Origin of the sequence: Amycolatopsis nalaikhensis, assembly GCF_030264295.1 — a bacterium.
GTDB lineage: Bacteria > Actinomycetota > Actinomycetes > Mycobacteriales > Pseudonocardiaceae > Amycolatopsis > Amycolatopsis nalaikhensis.
In genome coordinates this window covers 9,370,908-9,387,354 of record NZ_CP127173.1, presented here as the reverse complement: position 1 = coordinate 9,387,354, position 16,447 = coordinate 9,370,908, and the positions used below count along the sequence as shown (strand labels likewise).

The 16,447-nt window shown below is 72.3% G+C and carries 16 protein-coding genes; 12 read left to right on the top strand and 4 right to left on the bottom strand.

Translation table 11 applies throughout. From position 1 onward, the window contains the following. Positions 1–151 precede the first annotated feature (151 nt). From QP939_RS45550 to QP939_RS45540, 3 genes are read left to right on the top strand one after another with little or no spacing between them, the layout of a single operon-like run. On the top strand, positions 152–1,048 hold the full coding sequence (locus QP939_RS45550) for an ABC transporter ATP-binding protein (RefSeq protein ID WP_285453055.1): 897 nt from the start codon (positions 152–154) through the stop codon (positions 1,046–1,048). Further along, on the top strand, positions 1,045–2,367 hold the full coding sequence (locus QP939_RS45545) for an ABC transporter permease (protein WP_285453054.1): 1,323 nt from the start codon (positions 1,045–1,047) through the stop codon (positions 2,365–2,367). The genes QP939_RS45550 and QP939_RS45545 overlap by 4 nt, the downstream gene beginning before the upstream one ends. A gap of 4 nt (positions 2,368–2,371) precedes the next feature. Next, positions 2,372–5,116, top strand: coding sequence for a bifunctional YncE family protein/alkaline phosphatase family protein (locus QP939_RS45540; protein ID WP_285453053.1), 2,745 nt, complete (start codon positions 2,372–2,374; stop codon positions 5,114–5,116). Positions 5,117–5,182: 66 nt separating this feature from the next. Here the strand turns inward: QP939_RS45540 and QP939_RS45535 are convergent, their stop codons facing one another. Beyond that, positions 5,183–6,100: a pentapeptide repeat-containing protein gene (locus QP939_RS45535; protein WP_285453052.1), complete on the bottom strand. Its 918-nt coding sequence runs from the start codon at positions 6,098–6,100 to the stop codon at positions 5,183–5,185. Between the two features lie 42 nt (positions 6,101–6,142). Next, on the bottom strand, positions 6,143–6,790 hold the full coding sequence (locus QP939_RS45530) for a TetR/AcrR family transcriptional regulator (RefSeq protein WP_285453051.1): 648 nt from the start codon (positions 6,788–6,790) through the stop codon (positions 6,143–6,145). A 95-nt stretch (positions 6,791–6,885) separates the two neighbouring features. Here QP939_RS45530 and QP939_RS45525 point away from each other — a divergent pair, with 95 nt between their 5' ends. After that, the gene (locus QP939_RS45525; protein ID WP_285453050.1) at positions 6,886–7,770 is read left to right on the top strand and encodes an SDR family NAD(P)-dependent oxidoreductase; all 885 of its coding nucleotides are present in this window, start codon (positions 6,886–6,888) and stop codon (positions 7,768–7,770) included. A 102-nt stretch (positions 7,771–7,872) separates the two neighbouring features. Then, positions 7,873–8,610, top strand: coding sequence for a hypothetical protein (locus QP939_RS45520; RefSeq protein ID WP_285453049.1), 738 nt, complete (start codon positions 7,873–7,875; stop codon positions 8,608–8,610). A gap of 100 nt (positions 8,611–8,710) precedes the next feature. Here QP939_RS45520 and QP939_RS45515 read toward each other — a convergent pair whose 3' ends face one another. After that, a complete protein-coding gene (locus QP939_RS45515; protein WP_285453048.1) occupies positions 8,711–9,727 on the bottom strand; it encodes a LuxR C-terminal-related transcriptional regulator in 1,017 nt (338 codons plus the stop codon). Between the two features lie 155 nt (positions 9,728–9,882). Between QP939_RS45515 and QP939_RS45510 the strand changes: the two genes are divergently transcribed. Genes QP939_RS45510 through QP939_RS45495 form a run of 4 tightly spaced genes read left to right on the top strand, consistent with a single transcriptional unit; the run spans position 9,883 to position 12,226 of the window. After that, positions 9,883–10,305, top strand: coding sequence for a cupin domain-containing protein (locus QP939_RS45510; RefSeq protein ID WP_285453047.1), 423 nt, complete (start codon positions 9,883–9,885; stop codon positions 10,303–10,305). Continuing rightward, positions 10,302–10,658 (top strand): nuclear transport factor 2 family protein, encoded by a 357-nt coding sequence (locus tag QP939_RS45505; RefSeq protein ID WP_285453046.1) that lies wholly within the window; start codon positions 10,302–10,304, stop codon positions 10,656–10,658. Before QP939_RS45510 ends, QP939_RS45505 begins: the two co-directional genes overlap by 4 nt. Positions 10,659–10,688: 30 nt before the next feature. Beyond that, entirely contained in the window at positions 10,689–11,498 is an 810-nt protein-coding gene (locus tag QP939_RS45500) for a nucleotidyltransferase (protein WP_285453045.1), read from the top strand. Continuing rightward, entirely contained in the window at positions 11,495–12,226 is a 732-nt protein-coding gene (locus tag QP939_RS45495) for a metallophosphoesterase family protein (protein WP_285453044.1), read from the top strand. The genes QP939_RS45500 and QP939_RS45495 overlap by 4 nt, the downstream gene beginning before the upstream one ends. On the opposite strand, the gene QP939_RS45490 is transcribed toward QP939_RS45495, so the two are convergent. Further along, positions 12,227–12,928, bottom strand: coding sequence for a FadR/GntR family transcriptional regulator (locus QP939_RS45490; protein ID WP_285453043.1), 702 nt, complete (start codon positions 12,926–12,928; stop codon positions 12,227–12,229). It lies immediately after the preceding gene. A gap of 87 nt (positions 12,929–13,015) precedes the next feature. Between QP939_RS45490 and QP939_RS45485 the strand changes: the two genes are divergently transcribed. The 3 genes from QP939_RS45485 to QP939_RS45475 all read left to right on the top strand — a co-directional run bounded on the left by QP939_RS45485 (position 13,016) and on the right by QP939_RS45475 (position 16,397). After that, positions 13,016–14,335 carry an MFS transporter gene (locus QP939_RS45485; protein ID WP_285453042.1) on the top strand — a complete coding sequence of 440 codons (1,320 nt, stop codon included), beginning with the start codon at positions 13,016–13,018 and terminating at the stop codon, positions 14,333–14,335. A 95-nt stretch (positions 14,336–14,430) separates the two neighbouring features. Beyond that, a complete protein-coding gene (locus tag QP939_RS45480) occupies positions 14,431–15,645 on the top strand; it encodes a CaiB/BaiF CoA transferase family protein (protein ID WP_285453041.1) in 1,215 nt (404 codons plus the stop codon). Continuing rightward, a complete protein-coding gene (locus QP939_RS45475) occupies positions 15,642–16,397 on the top strand; it encodes an enoyl-CoA hydratase/isomerase family protein (protein WP_285453040.1) in 756 nt (251 codons plus the stop codon). Before QP939_RS45480 ends, QP939_RS45475 begins: the two co-directional genes overlap by 4 nt. The last annotated feature ends 50 nt before the right edge of the window (positions 16,398–16,447 follow it).

The following is a 16,447-nucleotide window of genomic DNA, read 5'->3' as shown; positions in this document are numbered from 1 at the left end:
CACCAAAGCAAGCCCCCGGTAAACCCTCCGCAAGATCAAACCCTAAACCAGACATTTCACCACCCCGGTAACGGCGCGCCCTCCCGTGTTAGGGAACCGTTCACCCAGCTCGCCACCGACAGTCACTTGCGGTGCCTAAGTTTCTGGACTCATGGACACACCCCTGGCCGTGAGGGCGCGCGGGATCACCAAGTGCTTCGGTGACGTCGTTGCCCTCGACGGTGTCGATCTGGACGTCGCCTCCGGGCGGATCCACGGGCTCGTCGGACCGAACGGGGCCGGGAAGACCACCTTGCTCGGCTTGCTCCTGAGTCTCGCCGTTGCCGATGAAGGGCAGCTGGAGATCCTCGGTGCCCCCGCTGGGCAGGCCCTCTCCGCCGTTTCCGGGTTCGTCGACAGCCCCGGCCTCTATCCCTCCCTGACCGCGCGGCAGAACCTCACCGCCCTTCGGGGGCACACGCCCCGGACCGACGCCGTTCTCGAGGAAGTCGGGCTCAGCGACGTCGCCGATGATCGCGTTCGGGGCTTCTCGCTCGGCATGCGGCAGCGGCTCGGGCTGGCCGCCGCGCTGCTCACCGAACCACGGCTTCTCGTCCTCGACGAACCCGCCAATGGTCTTGATCCCGCCGGGAAGAAGCACGTCCACGGTGTCCTCGAACGGCTTGCCGACGAAGGCACCACCGTTGTCCTCTCCAGTCACCGCATGGACGATCTCGAAGCCCTCTGCTCGGAAGTCACCATTCTCGCCACCGGGCGCGTCGTCTTCTCCGGGCCGCTCGGCAAGCTCTCCGCCGAGAACGCCGAGCTCGACTACCGGCTGCGCACCTCAGACCCGGCCGCCGCTCGGCAGGTTGTCGCCGATGCTCCCGGCGTCCGCGTCGCCGATCCGGCGGCCGATGTGCTCGTTGTGCGGGCTCAGGAACCCGCGCTCGACGATCTCGTCCTGCGGCTGGCCAAGGACGGCATCGCCGTGCGGGAGCTCGCCCCTGTTGTGTCGCCGCTCGAAGCCGCCTTTCTCGCCCTCACTCAGCAGGAGTCGGCTCGATGATCACCACCGTTCCCCTCTCGCGCGGCTTCCGCTTCGAACTCGTCAAGCTCTTCGCCGCCTGGCGCATCCGGTTGCTCGTGCTCGCCTGCTGGGTTGCGCCCGCCGCGTTCGTCGCCGTTGTCAGTGAACAAAGCTCGTTGCCCGTCGACACCCTCTTCGGCCGGTGGATGAACGCCACCGGGTGGGCCGGTCCGCTCGTCATGCTCGGCTTCGCCGGCACCTATGCCCTGCCGCTGCTCACCTCGGTCGTCGCCGGGGATGTCTTCGCCTCCGAAGACCGGCTCGGCACCTGGCGGCACCTGCTCGTCGCTGTCCGGTCGCCGCGGCGGATCTTCGTCGCGAAAGCGCTGGCCAGCCTGTTCGTCATCCTCGTGCTGGTCATCGGGATGGCCGTGTCCGGGGCCGTGGGCGGGGTGGTCGCCGCCGGGAACCGGCCGCTCGTCGGGCTCGACGGCCACCTCCTCACCCCCGGCGACGCCGCCACCGGCGTACTGCTCGCCTGGGTCTGCGTGCTCGCCCCGACCCTGGCGCTGGCCGCGATCGGGCTGCTCGGGTCCGTCCTCTGGGGACGGTCGCCGATGGGGCTGCTGCTGCCCGCCGTCGTCGCCCTCGCGATGGCGCTCGCCCAGCTGCTGCCGCTGCCCGTCGCCGTCCGGCTCGCCCTGCCCAGCTACGCCTTCATCGCGTGGAACGGCCTGTTCACCGAGCCGGCGCAGCTCGGGCCGCTGCTCGTCGGCGTCGGCGTCAGCCTGGCCTGGGCCGTGGTCGCGACCGGGCTCGCGTACGCGCTGTTCGTGCGCCGCGACTTCACCAACCCCGCGCACGACGGCTCGGGTCGCCGCGCGCTCACCACCGGTGTCCTGCCGCTGGTCGCCTTGCTCGCCGTCACGGCGGGCGTCGTCGCCGTGGCCACGCCGGCCACCGGCTCCGGGATCGAGCTCGACAAGGTCCAGCGGTCGGTCGCCACCGCCTTCGCCCACCTGTACCGGCTGCAGGCCGGGCAGCTGAACCGGCCCGACGTCACCGAGGCGCAGCTGGGGGCGACGGCCGCGTGCACCAAGGGCGACGGCCTGGTCGTGCCCGAAGGCCCCGGCAACGACTGGCGGTGCGTCGTGTCCTGGCACCTGCCGGGCATCGCGGCGACCGGCTCGGCGATCTACCAGCTGGACATCACCTCGGACGGGCGGTACGTCGCCGACGGCGACGGACCGAAGGAAGTGAACGGCTACTTCCAGGTGCGGACCCCCGCGGGGGACCAACCCAACCCGCTCTGGCAGTTCGACGGCAACGTCGAGCTGCTCTCCTCCACGAAGGGATAACCCGATGCAGGTAACACGCCGCAGACGGCGTGTCGGGAAGGTCCGCCTTCCCGGTCACCGGTTCCGCTACGTGACAGCCGGGTCCGCCACGCTCGTGCTCGTCGCCACGGGCACCGGCGTCGGCGTCGCGTCGACGCAGCAGTTCGGCGAAGACCACGTCGGCCAGGTCACCGAAAACGGCCAGGTCGTCTCCGCCGACCAGTACATCAAGCCGATCGGCGACCGGCTCGTCGTCAACAACGGCAAGATCATGGCGTCCGCGGTCAGCCCGGACGGCGCGCACCTCGCCGCCATCACCACCGACGGCGGGATCGCGCTCACCATCGTCGACCTGAAGAACTGGAAGGTGCAGCAGCTCGTCGGCAATTCCGCGACGGCGAACCTCCGCATCTCCGGCAACGACGTCGGTCAAGAAGGACCGACGTACGCCCCGGACGGCAAGTCGCTGTGGCTGGCGCAGACCGACGGCTACACGCGGTTCGCGGTGAACCCCGACGGCACCGTCTCGGCCCCGACGTCGGTCAAGATCCCGGCGGACGGGCCCAAGCACGCGCTCGTCGCGCAGGCGCTGTTCTCGCCCGACGGGTCCACTGTGTACTCGGCGGTCAACGGCCAGAACCGCGTCGTCGCGCTCGACGCCGTCACCGGCGCGGTGAAGCAGAGCTGGGCCGTCGGCAACGCGCCGCGCGACCTGGCGCGCGTCGGCGACAAGCTGTACGTCAGCAACGAGGGCGGGCGCCCGGCGCGGCCCGGCGAGCCGACGCTGAACTCCTACAACACGCAGGTGCCGGCCAGCCCGGTCACCGGCGCCACCACGAGCGGCACGGTCAGCGTCATCGACCTGGCGCACCCGGCGACCGCGCCGAAGAGCATCGACGTCGGCCTGCACCCGACGGCGGTGTACGCCAGGAACGGCGCGCTGTTCGTCACGAACACCGCCAGCGACACCGTGTCCGTCATCGACTCGGGTCGCGACCAGGTTGTCCAGACCATCGCGACCCAGCCGTGGCCGGAGTCGCCGGTCGGGTACGAGCCCGACGGCGTCACGCTCACCGACGACGGGCACCTGCTGGTGACGCTCGGCCGCGCCAACGCGGTCGCCGTCTACCGCTTCAGCCGGGCGCAGGAGCCGGTGAGCTACCTCGGGCTGCTGCCGACGGACTACTTTCCGACCGCGATCACCACGGTCGGCGCGGACGTCGTCGTCTCCAACACCCGCGGCATCGACGCCCTCCGCCCGACGACGGCGGCCGGACACGGCACGCACGACACGACGTCGAGCGTGCAGAAGTTCCGGCTGCCCGACGACCGCGCGATCCGCGGGTACACCGCGCAGGTGTTCAAGCAGAACGGCTGGACGAACAACGCCGTCCAGGTGGCCACCGACAACGGCCACCGCAGCCCGGTGCCGGTGCCCGCGCGGCTCGGCGACCCGTCGACGATCAAGCACGTCTTCCTGCTGGTCAAGGAGAACCGGACCTACGACCAGCTGTTCGGGGACGAGCCGCGCGGCAACGGCGACCCGTCGGTGGCGCAGTTCGGCGAGAACGTCACGCCGAACCAGCACGCGCTGGAGCGGCAGTTCGGGTTGTACGACAACACCTACGACATCGGCACCAACTCCGCCGAGGGTCACAACTGGCTGATGCAGGCCGACAACCCGGAGTACACCGAGTCGTCGGCGGGGGAGTACCTGCGCAGCTACGACACCGAGGACGACGCGCTCGGCCACCAGCGGACCGGGTTCCTCTGGAGCGGTGCCCAGGCGGCCGGGAAGTCGGTGCGGGACTTCGGCGAGTTCCAGCAGTTCCTGACCAAGCCGGCCGGGGCGAGCTGGCAGAACCTGTACTGCGACGCGAAGAACATGGCGGCGACCGGTGAGCCGACCGCGTACCCGCTGGTGTCGTCGTCGCCGATCCCGTCGCTGAACGACGTTTCGGTGTCGGGCTTCCCGAAGTTCGACACGGCGGTGCCGGACCAGTACCGCTACCAGATCTGGAAGAACGACTTCGAGAAGAACGGGCCGGCCAACCTGAACATGTTCTGGCTGTCCAGCGACCACACCGGCGGCCCGCCGAACGCGGCCGCCCAGGTCGCCGACAACGACCTCGCCGTCGGCAAGATCGTCGACGAGATCACGCACAGCCGGTACTGGCAGGACTCGGCGATCTTCGTCGTCGAGGACGACTCCCAGGCCGGTCTGGACCACGTCGACGGCCACCGGGCGCCGGTGCAGATCATCAGCCCGTACGCCCAGCACGGTGTCGTCGACAGCCACTACTACTCGCAGATCACCATGATCCGGACGATCGAGCAGATCCTCGGGATCCGGCCGATGAACCAGAAGGACAGCGCGGCGACGCCGATGACCGCGGCGTTCACGCCGAAGCCGGACTACACGCCGTTCACCGCGCTGCCGAACCGCACGTCGCTGACGGGCGGGCTGGCGACGCAGCCGTCGTGCGGTCCGGACACCCCGGCCCCGGCCAACCCGGCGGCGGCGCCGGTGCCCTCGTCCGCGGTGCCCGCGGACAAGGCGCAGGTGGCGGCGCGGTGGCAGGAGTGGACTGAGCACCAGCGGCTGACCGGCCCGAACGCGGTCGCCGACTACGCCAACCCCGCGCAGATGAACCACTTCACGTGGTACCAGACGCACGGCTGGCAGGTGCCGTACCCGGGTGAGGACCGGGTGGTCGCCCCGGACCAGGTGCCGGGCGCGTACATCCCGTCGGCCGAGTCGGACGGCTGATCCCACTGGGGCCCCTGGTTTCCGCCAGGGGCCCCAGCTCGGCGTCGGGCGGGGGCCGTGGAACGATCAGGGTCGCGGAAAGCCTTCAGGCCAGACGGTTTCGGCGTCCGTGCGGACGCCGGTGAGGTCGGCTTGGTCCAGGTTGGCCGCACGCAGATCCGCGCCGCGGAGATCGGCGCCCCGGAAATCCGCCCCGGCGACGTCGGCGTCGCGGAAGCTCGCGCCCCGCAGCGCGGCACCGGTGAAATCGGTCCGGTGCGCCCGTGCCTCCCCGAAATCGGTGTAGCAGAGATCCGACCCGGCCAGCGACGCGGCGACGAGCCACGACCGGGCGAGGGTGGCGTGGCGGATCTGCGCGTCGACGAGCTTCGCGTTGTCCAGGTTGGCACTGCGAAGGTCCACACGGGACAGGTAGAGCCGCAGCGCACCCGGCGACGGCAGGCGGCGGACGAGCACGTTGAGGCACGCCTGGACGTCCGGCGCTCGCACGTAGAGCCACGGCAGCGGCCGCGGTTCCGGGTCGCCGCCTTCGCCGGGCCACGGCGCGTGGCCGCGGATGAACGCGGCGAGGATGTACTGCACCTGCGGCCGGTCCGCGGCCGAGTTCCGCGCGACCCGCTCGAGCGCGTAGATCCCGCCGATCCGCACGTCGATGTTCTCGCCACCGAGTTGGTCGACGGCGCGGGTGAACCGCTCGGTGATCTGCCCTTCGCGGTTGACCTGGACCTGGCGCCAGGTGGCGAGGGCGCCGGCGATGACCAGCAGCCCGGCCACGGCCTGCAGCAGCGTGCCGCGCACGGTGTTCTGCAGTTGCGACTGGGCCTGCTGCAGCTGGATCCGGGCGTCCGCGGTCGACACCGCGTGGAGCTCCGCTTCGGTCAGGTGCGGGTACAGCAGCTGGGGGACCAGCAGGAGCGCGGCGAGGACGACGACCACGAAACCGGCCGTGCCCGCGGTCGCGGACCAGAGGAAGCGTCGAGTCACGGGAGAATCTTCCCGGCTCGCCGGACGCCGCGGGTAGGGGAGTCAGTCGCGCCGTACGCCGAGGGCCACCGCCGTCACCACCGTCGTCAGCTGCTCGCGGAACCGCAACGCGCTGTGCGCCCACCGCGGCTCTTCGTCGTACAGCTTCCGCAACGTCGGCGACGGCCGTGACAGCTGGAACATGTACGCCGCGCAGCTCATCGCCGCCGTCAAGACCGTGCGCGCGCCCTCTTCGTCCACCGCTCCCGTCTTCGCCAGCGCTGCCGCCATCGCGTCGAACGCCGTCGTCGCCGCCGTCTTGTACTGGCGGGCGCGTTCGAGCCGGACCGCGCCTTCGAGGCTCAGGCCCACGTGCGTCTGCAGGTCGCAGAACAGCGGCAGGGCGTCGAGCGAACGGCCGACCGCGTCGGCGACCTCGGGGGCGCTCATCCGCCGTCCCTCGACGAGGGTGGTCAGCCCGGTGCGCCAGTCGGCCCAGCCCTGTTCGGCCAGTTCGAGCAGCAGCTCCTCGCGGGACTCGAAGTACCGGCGCAGCGCGGACGCGTGCAGGCCGACCCGGGCGGTCACCTCGGTCAGCGTGACTTCGCGCACTCCGCGCTCCTCCGCGAGCTCGCGCGCGGCGGTCAGGAGGGCCGTCTTGCGGACCTCTTTGTCCTGGTCGGAGCGGGCGCGGCAGCGGGGTCGGGTCACGGTGTCCACGATAACGCAAGCGCTTTGACTTAACGCGGACCCAGGGCTACCGTCGCTCTTAACGCAAACAGCTTGCGTTAAGAGGGGGGACAGCCATGAGTTCAGTGTTCTTCGTGACCGGCTCGTCGCGCGGCCTCGGCCGCGAGATCGTCGAGCAGGCCCTCGTCGCCGGGCACCGCGTCGTCGCCACCGCCCGTGACCCGCGGGCTCTCGACGACCTCGTCGCCCGGTACGGCGAAAACATCCACGTCGAGCGCCTCGACGTCACCGACGCCGCGGCCGCCGAAGCCGCGGTCGCCGCGGGCGTCGCCGCGTTCGGCCGGATCGACGTCGTGGTCAACAACGCGGGCCAGGCCGACCGCTCGGCGTTCGAGGACACCAGCCTCGAAGTCTTCCGCCGTCAGGTCGAGACCAACTTCTTCGGCACGGTCTACCTCACCAAGGCCGTGGTGCCGGTCCTGCGCCGCCAGGGTGGGGGCCGGATCATCCAGGTCTCGTCGGTCGGCGGCCGCGTCGTCAGCCCCGGGCTGTCGGCGTACCAGTCGGCGAAGTGGGCGGTCGGCGGGTTCAGCGAAGCGCTCGCCGCCGAGGTCGCCCCGCTGGGGATCAAGATCACCGTGCTCGAGCCGGGCGGGATGCGCACCGACTGGGGCGGCGCGTCGATGGCCACGCCGCCGATCAGCGAGCCGTACGAGGCGACGGTCGGCGCCGCGGCGCGGGCGATGGCCGACTTCGAGCAGCACGCGAACAGCGACCCGCGGAAGGTGGCCCGGCTCGTGCTCACCGTCGCCGGTCTGGACGACCCGCCCCTGCGCCTGCTGGCCGGCAGCGACGCCTACGAGCTCGGCCGCGAGGCGTGGCAGCACCGCGTCGACACGGACGCGAAGTGGGCCCACTTGAGCACCTCCACCGACCACGACGAGACGGCCGGTGCGTGGCGCCGTCAGCGCGGCGCGACCGTGGCCGGCACCCGGGCGTGACGCCGTCGGGTGGTCCAGGTTCCGGATGGCCGCCGGGTGGGTAGCCCACAGGTGTGAGGCTGGGCGGGCGCTGCCTGCCCGCGACGAGTGAGAGGTGATCACATGAGCCAGGGCGACGCCCCGGTCGGGCGATCGGTGAAGACGGCGGCGGCCGGGGTTCGGGATCTCGCCGCGGAAGCCGCGAGGGTGGGAGCGGCGGCGGCCGCGCGGGCGGCGGAGATCACGGACCGGAAGCTCGCGGAAGGCCGTGACGAGCTCGCGAAGGTGGGCCGCGCGGCGACCAAGGAGTTCGACCGGAGCACACGCTCGTCCCGACGCGACGTTCTGGCGAACTCGACCGCCGCCCGCGACGAGGTGATGGCCCGCGCGGCGAAGATGCGCGAGCCGGGCCGCAAGGCCGCCCAGGCGGTCGCGACGGTGGTGGGTTCGGCGGGCGAGTCGGGCCGGAAGCGCCGCAAGGCGGTGGCGACGGCGAAGCGCGACTTGGCGGTGGCGCTGGAAGAGGCGAAGAGTGTGGCCCGCGGCGAGCGCACGCGCCGGTCCCGCTGGCCGTGGCTGCTGGCTTTGGCCGCGGTGGCGGCGGGGATCGTGGCCGTGGTCCAGATGCGGCGGGCGAACCCGTTGGCGGAGGAGGAAAACTCCGCCGAGGAGGAGAAGCCGGCAACGCAGTCGGAGGCCAACGCGGCGGCGTTGCCCGCGGAGAAGCCGAACGCGACGGCGACCCCGGCCGCCGCTCCGAAACCGGCCGGGGACAAGCCGGGCCCGGTGGAGAAGAAGCCGACCGGCGGCGCGAACGGCCACGCGACCGCCGGCCGCGGCGGGCAGCACAAGGCGCGGTAGGGAAGCTCGCTTGCCGGGGTGCCCGATTGACGGGTGCCCCGGCAAGCACGCGCGCACGTGCGGTGGCGAATATCGCGCTGGGGCGTGCGCGCCGCGAAACTCAACCCGCCGAGTAAACCCGCGTAACCAGCTCCCGCCGACTCCGCACCCCGGTCTTCGCGAAGATCGCCTTCAGATGCCCCTGCACGGTGTGCGGCGAAATGAACAACCGCGCGGCGATCTCGGCCGTTCCGCATCCCTGGCGCACCAAGTCCGTCAACTCGCGCTCGCGCGCCGTCAACCCGTACGCCGCGGATATCAGCGGTGCCACCGATGGTGTCGTCGCGGCCTGCAGGACCACCGCCACCCCGTCGCCCGCCGGGGCGCCGAGCACCTGGACCCACCTCCCGGACCGGCCGCGCACCCGGGCGGCGACCTCCGCACCTTCACGGCGGACGCGCTCGGCCACCGACAGCACCCCGAACGGGACCGGCTCCTCGGCCGGGTCGCCGAGTTCCGCCAGCCACCTCGCCGCCGACGGGGTCACCGGTCCCGCGCGCCGGTCCGCGTCGAGCAGCACCACTCCCGGCCACAGGTCGGCCGCCGGTCCCGTGGCCCGTGCTCGCGTCCCGGCCGCGCGGAATCCCCGGCCCAGCACGGCCGCGACCTCGTGGGCGAAGTCGCGTTCGTCGGCGGTGAAGTCGCGCGGCTCCTCGCGGAACAGGGTGAACACGCCCCAGCACGCGCCACCGTCGACGAGGGCCGTGCGCAGCTCGCCGCGGATGTTGTTGGGGCGCAACAGTTCCCGGTAGCGCGGGCTGCGGTCCAGCCGTCCCCCGGTCGCCTCGCTGAGCACGCCGCTGTGGCGACGGCCGCCGGCCAGGTCGGCGAGCGTGTTGAAATCCGTGCCGAGGTAGGCGAACTCGGCCACCGCGGCGTCCGGTGGCGGCATGTCGACCGCGTGGTAGCCCGTTTCGATCAGGGTCGCCGGGTCGACCGTGTGCCAGCACGCCGTGTCGTACGGCACGACCCGCGCCAGCAGCCGGGCCGCCTCGCCGGTCAGGTCGGCCAGGTCAAGCCCGGACGCGGCCAGCCGCCCGATGCCGTCCCGCGCTCGCTCCCGCACCCCGTGGTCCACACCGCCCAGCATGACACGGCCGGAAACCCCACATTTCTGGTATGGGCACGGTTTCCGCAGGTCAGTAGCGTCTTCCGGGAAGGGGACCACGAAAGGGGACGCCCATGAATCCGCCTGAAAGGGCAAGGATCGTACGAGCCGGCGAAGGCGAGTCGGTGTGGCTGGTGGGGGACACCTACACCTTCAAGGCCACCGGGGACGCTTTCCTGCTCATGGAGGCGTCGGTGCCTCCCGGCGGCGGTCCGCCGCCGCACGCGCACAGCCGCGAAGACGAAGCGTTCTACCTCCTCGGCGGCGTCCTCGACGTCACCGCGGACGGCGAAACCACGCGGGTCGCCGCCGGGGACTTCGTGTTCCTGCCGCGGGGAACCGTGCACAGCTTCCGCAACCCCGGCGTCGCCGCGGCCCGGGCGCTCGTCCTGGCCACGCCCGGCGGCCTCGGCCGGTTCTTCGCCGAGGCGGGCACCCCGGCACGGCCGGGTGAACCGGCACCGCCGTTCGACCCGGCCGACTTCCCGCGCCTGGCCGGGCTGTCGGCGAAGTACGGCGTCGAGGTCCTCGAAGGGAGCACGGTGTGATCAGCGCGGCGGAGCTGTACCCCATGGTCGACCGGCGCGATGTCGCCGCGGTCGGGGCCAAGTTCGCGGAGGACGCCACGATGGTGTTCGGCAACGGCGACCCGATGCACGGCCGCGCGGGGATCGAGGCGGGCAACGCCGCTTTCTTCACCACCATCGCGGGACTGAGCCACCGGATCCGTCGCGAATGGACGGTCGAGGACACCACCATCGCGGTGACCGACGTGACCTACACCCGTCTCGACGGCAAGCGGGTCACGCTGCCCGCGGTGTCGATCTGGCGGGCCGGCGCGGACGGGCTGATCGCCGACTTCCGGGTCTACGCCGACCTCGCCCCGGTGTTCGCGGGTTAGGCCGGGCCCGGCGGCGGGTAGTCCTGCAGCATGGAAGCGGAGGCGCTGCTGCAGAGCCTGACCCGCGTCGTGACCGCGCTGGACGGCACGGGCATCCGGTTCGCCGTGGCCGGCGGGCTGGCGGTGTACGCCCGCGGCGGGCCGCCGTCCGACCACGACGTCGACCTGTTCCTCAAACCGGGTGACGCGGACCGCGCGGCGGAGATCCTCACCGCCGCCGGGCTGCGCCGCGTGCACCCGCCCGAAGACTGGCTGACGAAGGTCTACGACGGCGACATCCTCGTCGACCTGATCCACCGGCCCAACCACCGGCCGGTGACCGACGAGCTGCTCGACCGCGCGGCGCGGATGCGGGTCGGGCCCACCGCGGCGCCGGTCGTCTCCGGGACCGACCTGCTGGTGGACAAGCTGCTCGTGCTGGAGGCGCACCGGTGCGACTTCGAGCCGCTCCTGCGGATCGCCCGTGACCTGCGCGAACAGGTGGACTGGACCGACGTCGCCGTGCAGGTGTCCGACTCGCCGTACGCGCGGGCGTTCCTCGGCCTGCTCGGCGACCTGGCCGTCATCGACCCGAAGGAGGCCCTCGTGCCCGAACCACCGCAATACCTCGTCGCCCGCCTCAGCCGGGCCTTGGCCGAAGACACCCGCACCGCCGAGCTCGGCGTGCACGTGACCGTCCGCGGCGAACACGTCCACCTGACCGGCGAAGTCACCTGCCCGGCGCGGAAGGCGGAGGTCGACGCCGTCGTCGCCGAGTACCTGACCGGCGAGCTGGTGCACAACGACATCCGGGTCGCGGACGTCCGGGAGCCGGCGAGCGCGGAGGAGATCGGCCGATGAGGATCGCCGCCGTCGGGGACGTGCACCTCGGAGAGGACTCGCGGGGCCTGCTGCGCCCCGCGCTGGAACACCTGGCCGGCACCGCGGACGTCCTGCTGCTGGCCGGTGACCTGACCCGGCACGGCACGTGCGCGGAGGCGCGCGTGGTGGCCGATGAGCTCACCGGGCTGGGCGTGCCGATCGCCGCGGTGCTCGGCAACCACGACCACCACAGCGACGAGGCCGACGGGATCGCGGAGCTGCTCGGCGAGGCCGGCGTCGTGATGCTGGAGGGCACCGCGGCGCGCTTCGACCTGCCGGACGGCTCCCTGGGCGTCGCGGGCGTCAAGGGTTTCGGCGGCGGGTTCGCGGGCAAGTGCGCGAGCCGGTTCGGCGAGCGCGAGATGAAGGACTTCGTCGAGCACACGATGGCTTCGGCGGACTCACTGCGCGACGCGTTGACCAGCCTCGACACCGACGTCGTCGTGGCGCTGACCCACTACGCCCCGATTCCCGGCACGCTGCACGGCGAGCCGCCGGAGATCCACCCGTTCCTCGGGTCGTACCTGCTGTGCGAGCCGATCGACGAGGTCGGCGCGGACCTGGCCCTGCACGGCCACGCGCACTTCGGCTGCGAACAGGGCGTGACGCCCGGCGGCGTGCGGGTGCGCAATGTCGCCCAGCCGGTGATCCGCAAGGCCTACGCGCTGTACGAGCTCGACCCGGCCCGGCTGGCCGCGCACCGGTAGTCAGGCGTCGGGGTTCCAGGTGAGCAGCCGCACGCGGCTGACCGTCTCGAGGTGCTCCTTCATCGCGGCCGCGGCCGCCGTCGCGTCCTGGGCGCGGATGGCGTCGGCGATCCGGCGGTGCTGGGTCAGCGACCGCGGCGGCCGGTCGGGCTGCTGCAGCGACTCGTGGCGGCTTTCGGCGACGCCCGCGCGGATCTCCTTCATGAACTCCGCGAGCAGCGCGCTGTGCGCGGCGGCGGTGACGGCGGCGTGGAACCGGCGGTCGCCGTCCTCGCCGAGCTCACCCGCTTCGATCTCGGTGCCCATGGCCTCGAGGGCGGCGTCGATCTCGGCCAGGTCGTCGTCCGTGCGGCGCAGCGCGGCCAGCTCGGCGAGTTTCGTCTCGATGGCCTCCCGCGCGTCGAGGACGTCCGGGAGCCGGCGGCGCCGGTCGACGAGCGTCGCCACCGGCTCGGGGTTCAGCGTGTCCGTGCGCAGGTAGACGCCGCCGCCGTGGCGGCTTTCGACGAGCCCCTGCACCTCGAGCACCACGATCGCCTGCTTGATCGAGGCCCGGCTGACCTGCAGCCGTTCGGCCAGGTCGCGCTCGGAGGGCAGCCGGTCACCCGCCTTGAGGCCCGCGCCCTCGACGTGCTCGCGGAGCTGGGCCATCACCTGCTCGTACAGCCGCGGACGGGTTACCGGGCGGAGCGAATCGGACACACGACCCCCTTGACTTTCGGCCGCCACTCTAGCAGTGTGCCGGATCACTGACCTAGTGGCTAAGTGGCTGAGCCAATGGAGGCCTTCATGTCGCGACCCGCCCCCGACCGACCGCACCGCAGGCGCGCGGTCGTCGCCAGCACCGTCGGCACCACCATCGAGTGGTACGACTTCTTCCTCTACGGCACGGTCGCCGCCCTGGTCTTCCCGAAGCTGTTCTTCCCGGGCAGCTCGGCGGGCGCGGGCGTGCTCGAGTCGTTCAGCACGCTGTTCGTCGGGTTCGCCGCCCGGCCGGTCGGCGCGGCGATCTTCGGCCACTTCGGCGACCGGATCGGCCGCAAGGCCACGCTGGTCACCACGCTGCTGCTGATGGGCTTCGCCACGGTCGCCATCGGCCTGCTGCCCGGCTTCGCCGCCGTGGGCGTGACCGCGCCGATCCTGCTGACCGTGCTGCGGGTCGTGCAGGGCATCGGCGTCGGCGGCGAGTGGGGCGGCTCGGTGCTGATGTCGATGGAGTGGGGGAGTGCGAAGCGGCGCGGGTTGATGGCGAGCCTGCCGCAGCTGGGCGTCCCGCTCGGCTTGCTGCTCTCGACCGCGATGGTCAAGCTCTGCACGTCGATCAGCGGCACTCAGTTCGAGGTGTGGGGCTGGCGCGTGCCGTTCCTCTTCAGCGTCGTGCTGATCGGGATCGGGCTCTGGGTGCGGCTGAAGGTGGTGGAGAGCCCGGACTTCGCCGCGGTGAAGGTGCGCCGCGCGGTCGAACGGCGTCCCGTGTGGACGGCCATCCGCAAGCACCCGCGCGAGATCCTGACCTCGGCGTTCGTCCGGCTGTCCGAGCAGGCGCCGTTCTACCTCTTCATCACCTTCGTGCTCACCTACGGCACCAAGGAACTCGCGATGCCCCGCGGCGAGCTGCTCGACGACACGCTGATCGCGGCGGCGATCGGCCTGCTCAGCGTGCCGCTGTTCGGGCACCTGTCCGACCGGTTCGGCCGACGGCTCGTCTACGGCATCGGCATCGTCTGCACTGGCCTGTACGCCTTCCCGTACTTCGCCCTGCTGGACACCCGGTCGTCCGGCATGGTGCTGCTGGCGATCGTCGTTTCGCTGCTGGTGCACGACATCCAGTACGGCCCGCAGGCCGCGCTGATCGCCGAGAGCTTCGGCACGAACGTCCGCTACAGCGGCGCCGGGCTCGGCTACCAGCTCGCGTCGGTGATCGCGGGCGGGCCCGCGCCGCTGATCGCGGCGGCGCTGCTGCAGAGCTCGGGCTCCAGCGTCGGGATCAGCTGGTACATCGTCGGCTGCGCGGTCCTTTCGCTGGGCGCGCTCCTGCTCATGCCCCGGCGGGCGCCCGAAGCCGCACCGGTGTCCACAGTGGCCACCGCGGAGTCCGCGAAGGCCTGATCCGTCCCGCCTCCGCCGCCGAGTTCGCGGCTCGGCGGCGCGAGGCTCACTTTTCGCTCAAAGTGGCTCAGCCACTCAGCCAATCAGGAGGAATCGTGACCCACTCGGCGTGGACCGAGCACCCCGGCGCCCTCGGCGGCCTGCGCGTGCTCGACCTTTCCCGCATCCTGTCCGGCCCGTTCTGCACGATGACGCTGGCCGATCTCGGCGCGGACGTGATCAAGGTGGAGGACGCCCGCGGCGGCGACGACACCCGCGCGTGGGGCCCGCCGTTCCAGGGCGACACCGCCGCCTACTTCCTCAGCGTCAACCGCAACAAGCGCGGCATCGCCCTCGACCTGAAGGACCCCGACTGCCGCCGGCTGCTGTGGGAGCTGGCGGCCACCGCCGACGTCGTGGTCGAGAACTTCCGGCCCGGCACCGCCGCCCGCCTCGGCTTCGGCTACGAAGACGTCGCCGAGCTCAACCCGCGCGTGGTCTACGCGTCGATCTCCGGGTACGGGCAGACGGGCCCGATGAGCGGCGAAGCCGGGTACGACGCGATCGCCCAGGCGCTGTCCGGGGTGATGAGCGTGACCGGCGAAGCCGACGGCCCGCCCGCTCGCTTCGGCGTGTCCGGCGCCGACCTGGCCGCGGGGATGTGGGCCACGGTGGGCATCCTGGCCGCGTTGCACGAACGCGCGCGCACCGGCCGCGGGCAGTGGGTCGACATTTCCTTGCTGGACGGCCAAATCTCGTGGCTGACGTACGTGGCTTCGGGCTACTTCGCGACCGGCGTGACACCGGGCCGGTACGGGTCGGCGCACCCGACGATCGTGCCGTACCAGGCGTTCCCGACCGCCGAGGGCCACCTGATGGTCGCGGCGGGCAACGACGGGCTGTGGCGCCGGTTCGCCGCCGCGGTGGGCCTGGGCGAGCTCGTCGAGGACCCGCGGTTCGCCACCAACCCCGACCGCGTCCGCCACCGCGCCGAGCTGCTGCCGCTGATCGAAGACGCGCTCGCCGAACGGTCCGCGCGGGACTGGGCGAAGCTCCTGGCGGAGGCCGGGGTCCCGGTCGGTCCGATCAACACCGTCGGCGAAGCGCTGGAACACCCGCAGGTGCTCGCCCGCGGCATGGTCACCGAGGTCGAGCACCCGGGCGCGGGCACGGTCCGCACGGTCGGGTCGCCGGTCAAGCTCTCGGCCAGCCCGCCGCGAGTCCGGACGGCCCCGCCCGGCCACGGCCAGCACACCGACGACGTCCTCACCGCGCTCGGGGCCGACCCGGCGCTGCTGGCCGACCTGCGGACCCGGGGAGCGCTGCGATGACCGCCGACGTGGCCACCCCGGTCGTCAGGTCCACTGTGGACGAAGGCGTCGCGACCGTCACCCTCGGCTCCGGACGGCGGCGCAACGCCTTGACCAGGACGGCGTGGACCACGCTCGAGGACGTCGTCACCCGGCTCGGCGCGGACCCGGGCGTGCGGGTGATCGTGCTGCGCGGCCGTGGTGGCACGTTCTGTTCCGGCTCCGACCTGACCGAATGGGCGGGGGCGGACGCGGACGTCGTCGAGGACTCGTTCGCCCGGATGGAGTCGGCGTTCCGCGCGGTCGAACGGTGCCCGGTCCCGGTGGTCGCGGTGGTCACCGGGGTCGCGGCGGGCGCGGGCTGTCAGCTGGCGCTGGCCTGCGACCTCCGGCTCGCGGCCGATTCGGCCCGGATCGGCATGCCGATCGCCCGGCACGGCATCCTCACCAGCCCGGCGTTCGCGGCGCGGCTGAGCATGCTGGCCGGACCGGCGTTGACCCGCGAGCTGCTCTACACCGGACGGCTCCTCGACGCCCCGGCCGCGGCGGCGGCCGGACTGGTCAACCGGGTGTGCCCGGACGACACGCTGGACACGGTGGCCGTGCGGCTGGTGGCGGCGATCGGCGCGCAGCCGCGCGTCGCGGTCCTGGCGGCCAAGCAGGCGGTGACGGCGGCACTGGCCCCGGTCCGCGCGGCCACCGAGCACCGGCCGACCCCGGCGGTGTCGCTACCGGAGTTCCGCGCCGCCGTGGCGGTGTTCACGGGCGGCTAGGGACCCGGCTGGGTGGGCTGAAGGGGACGTTCAGTGCATCTGATGCGAGG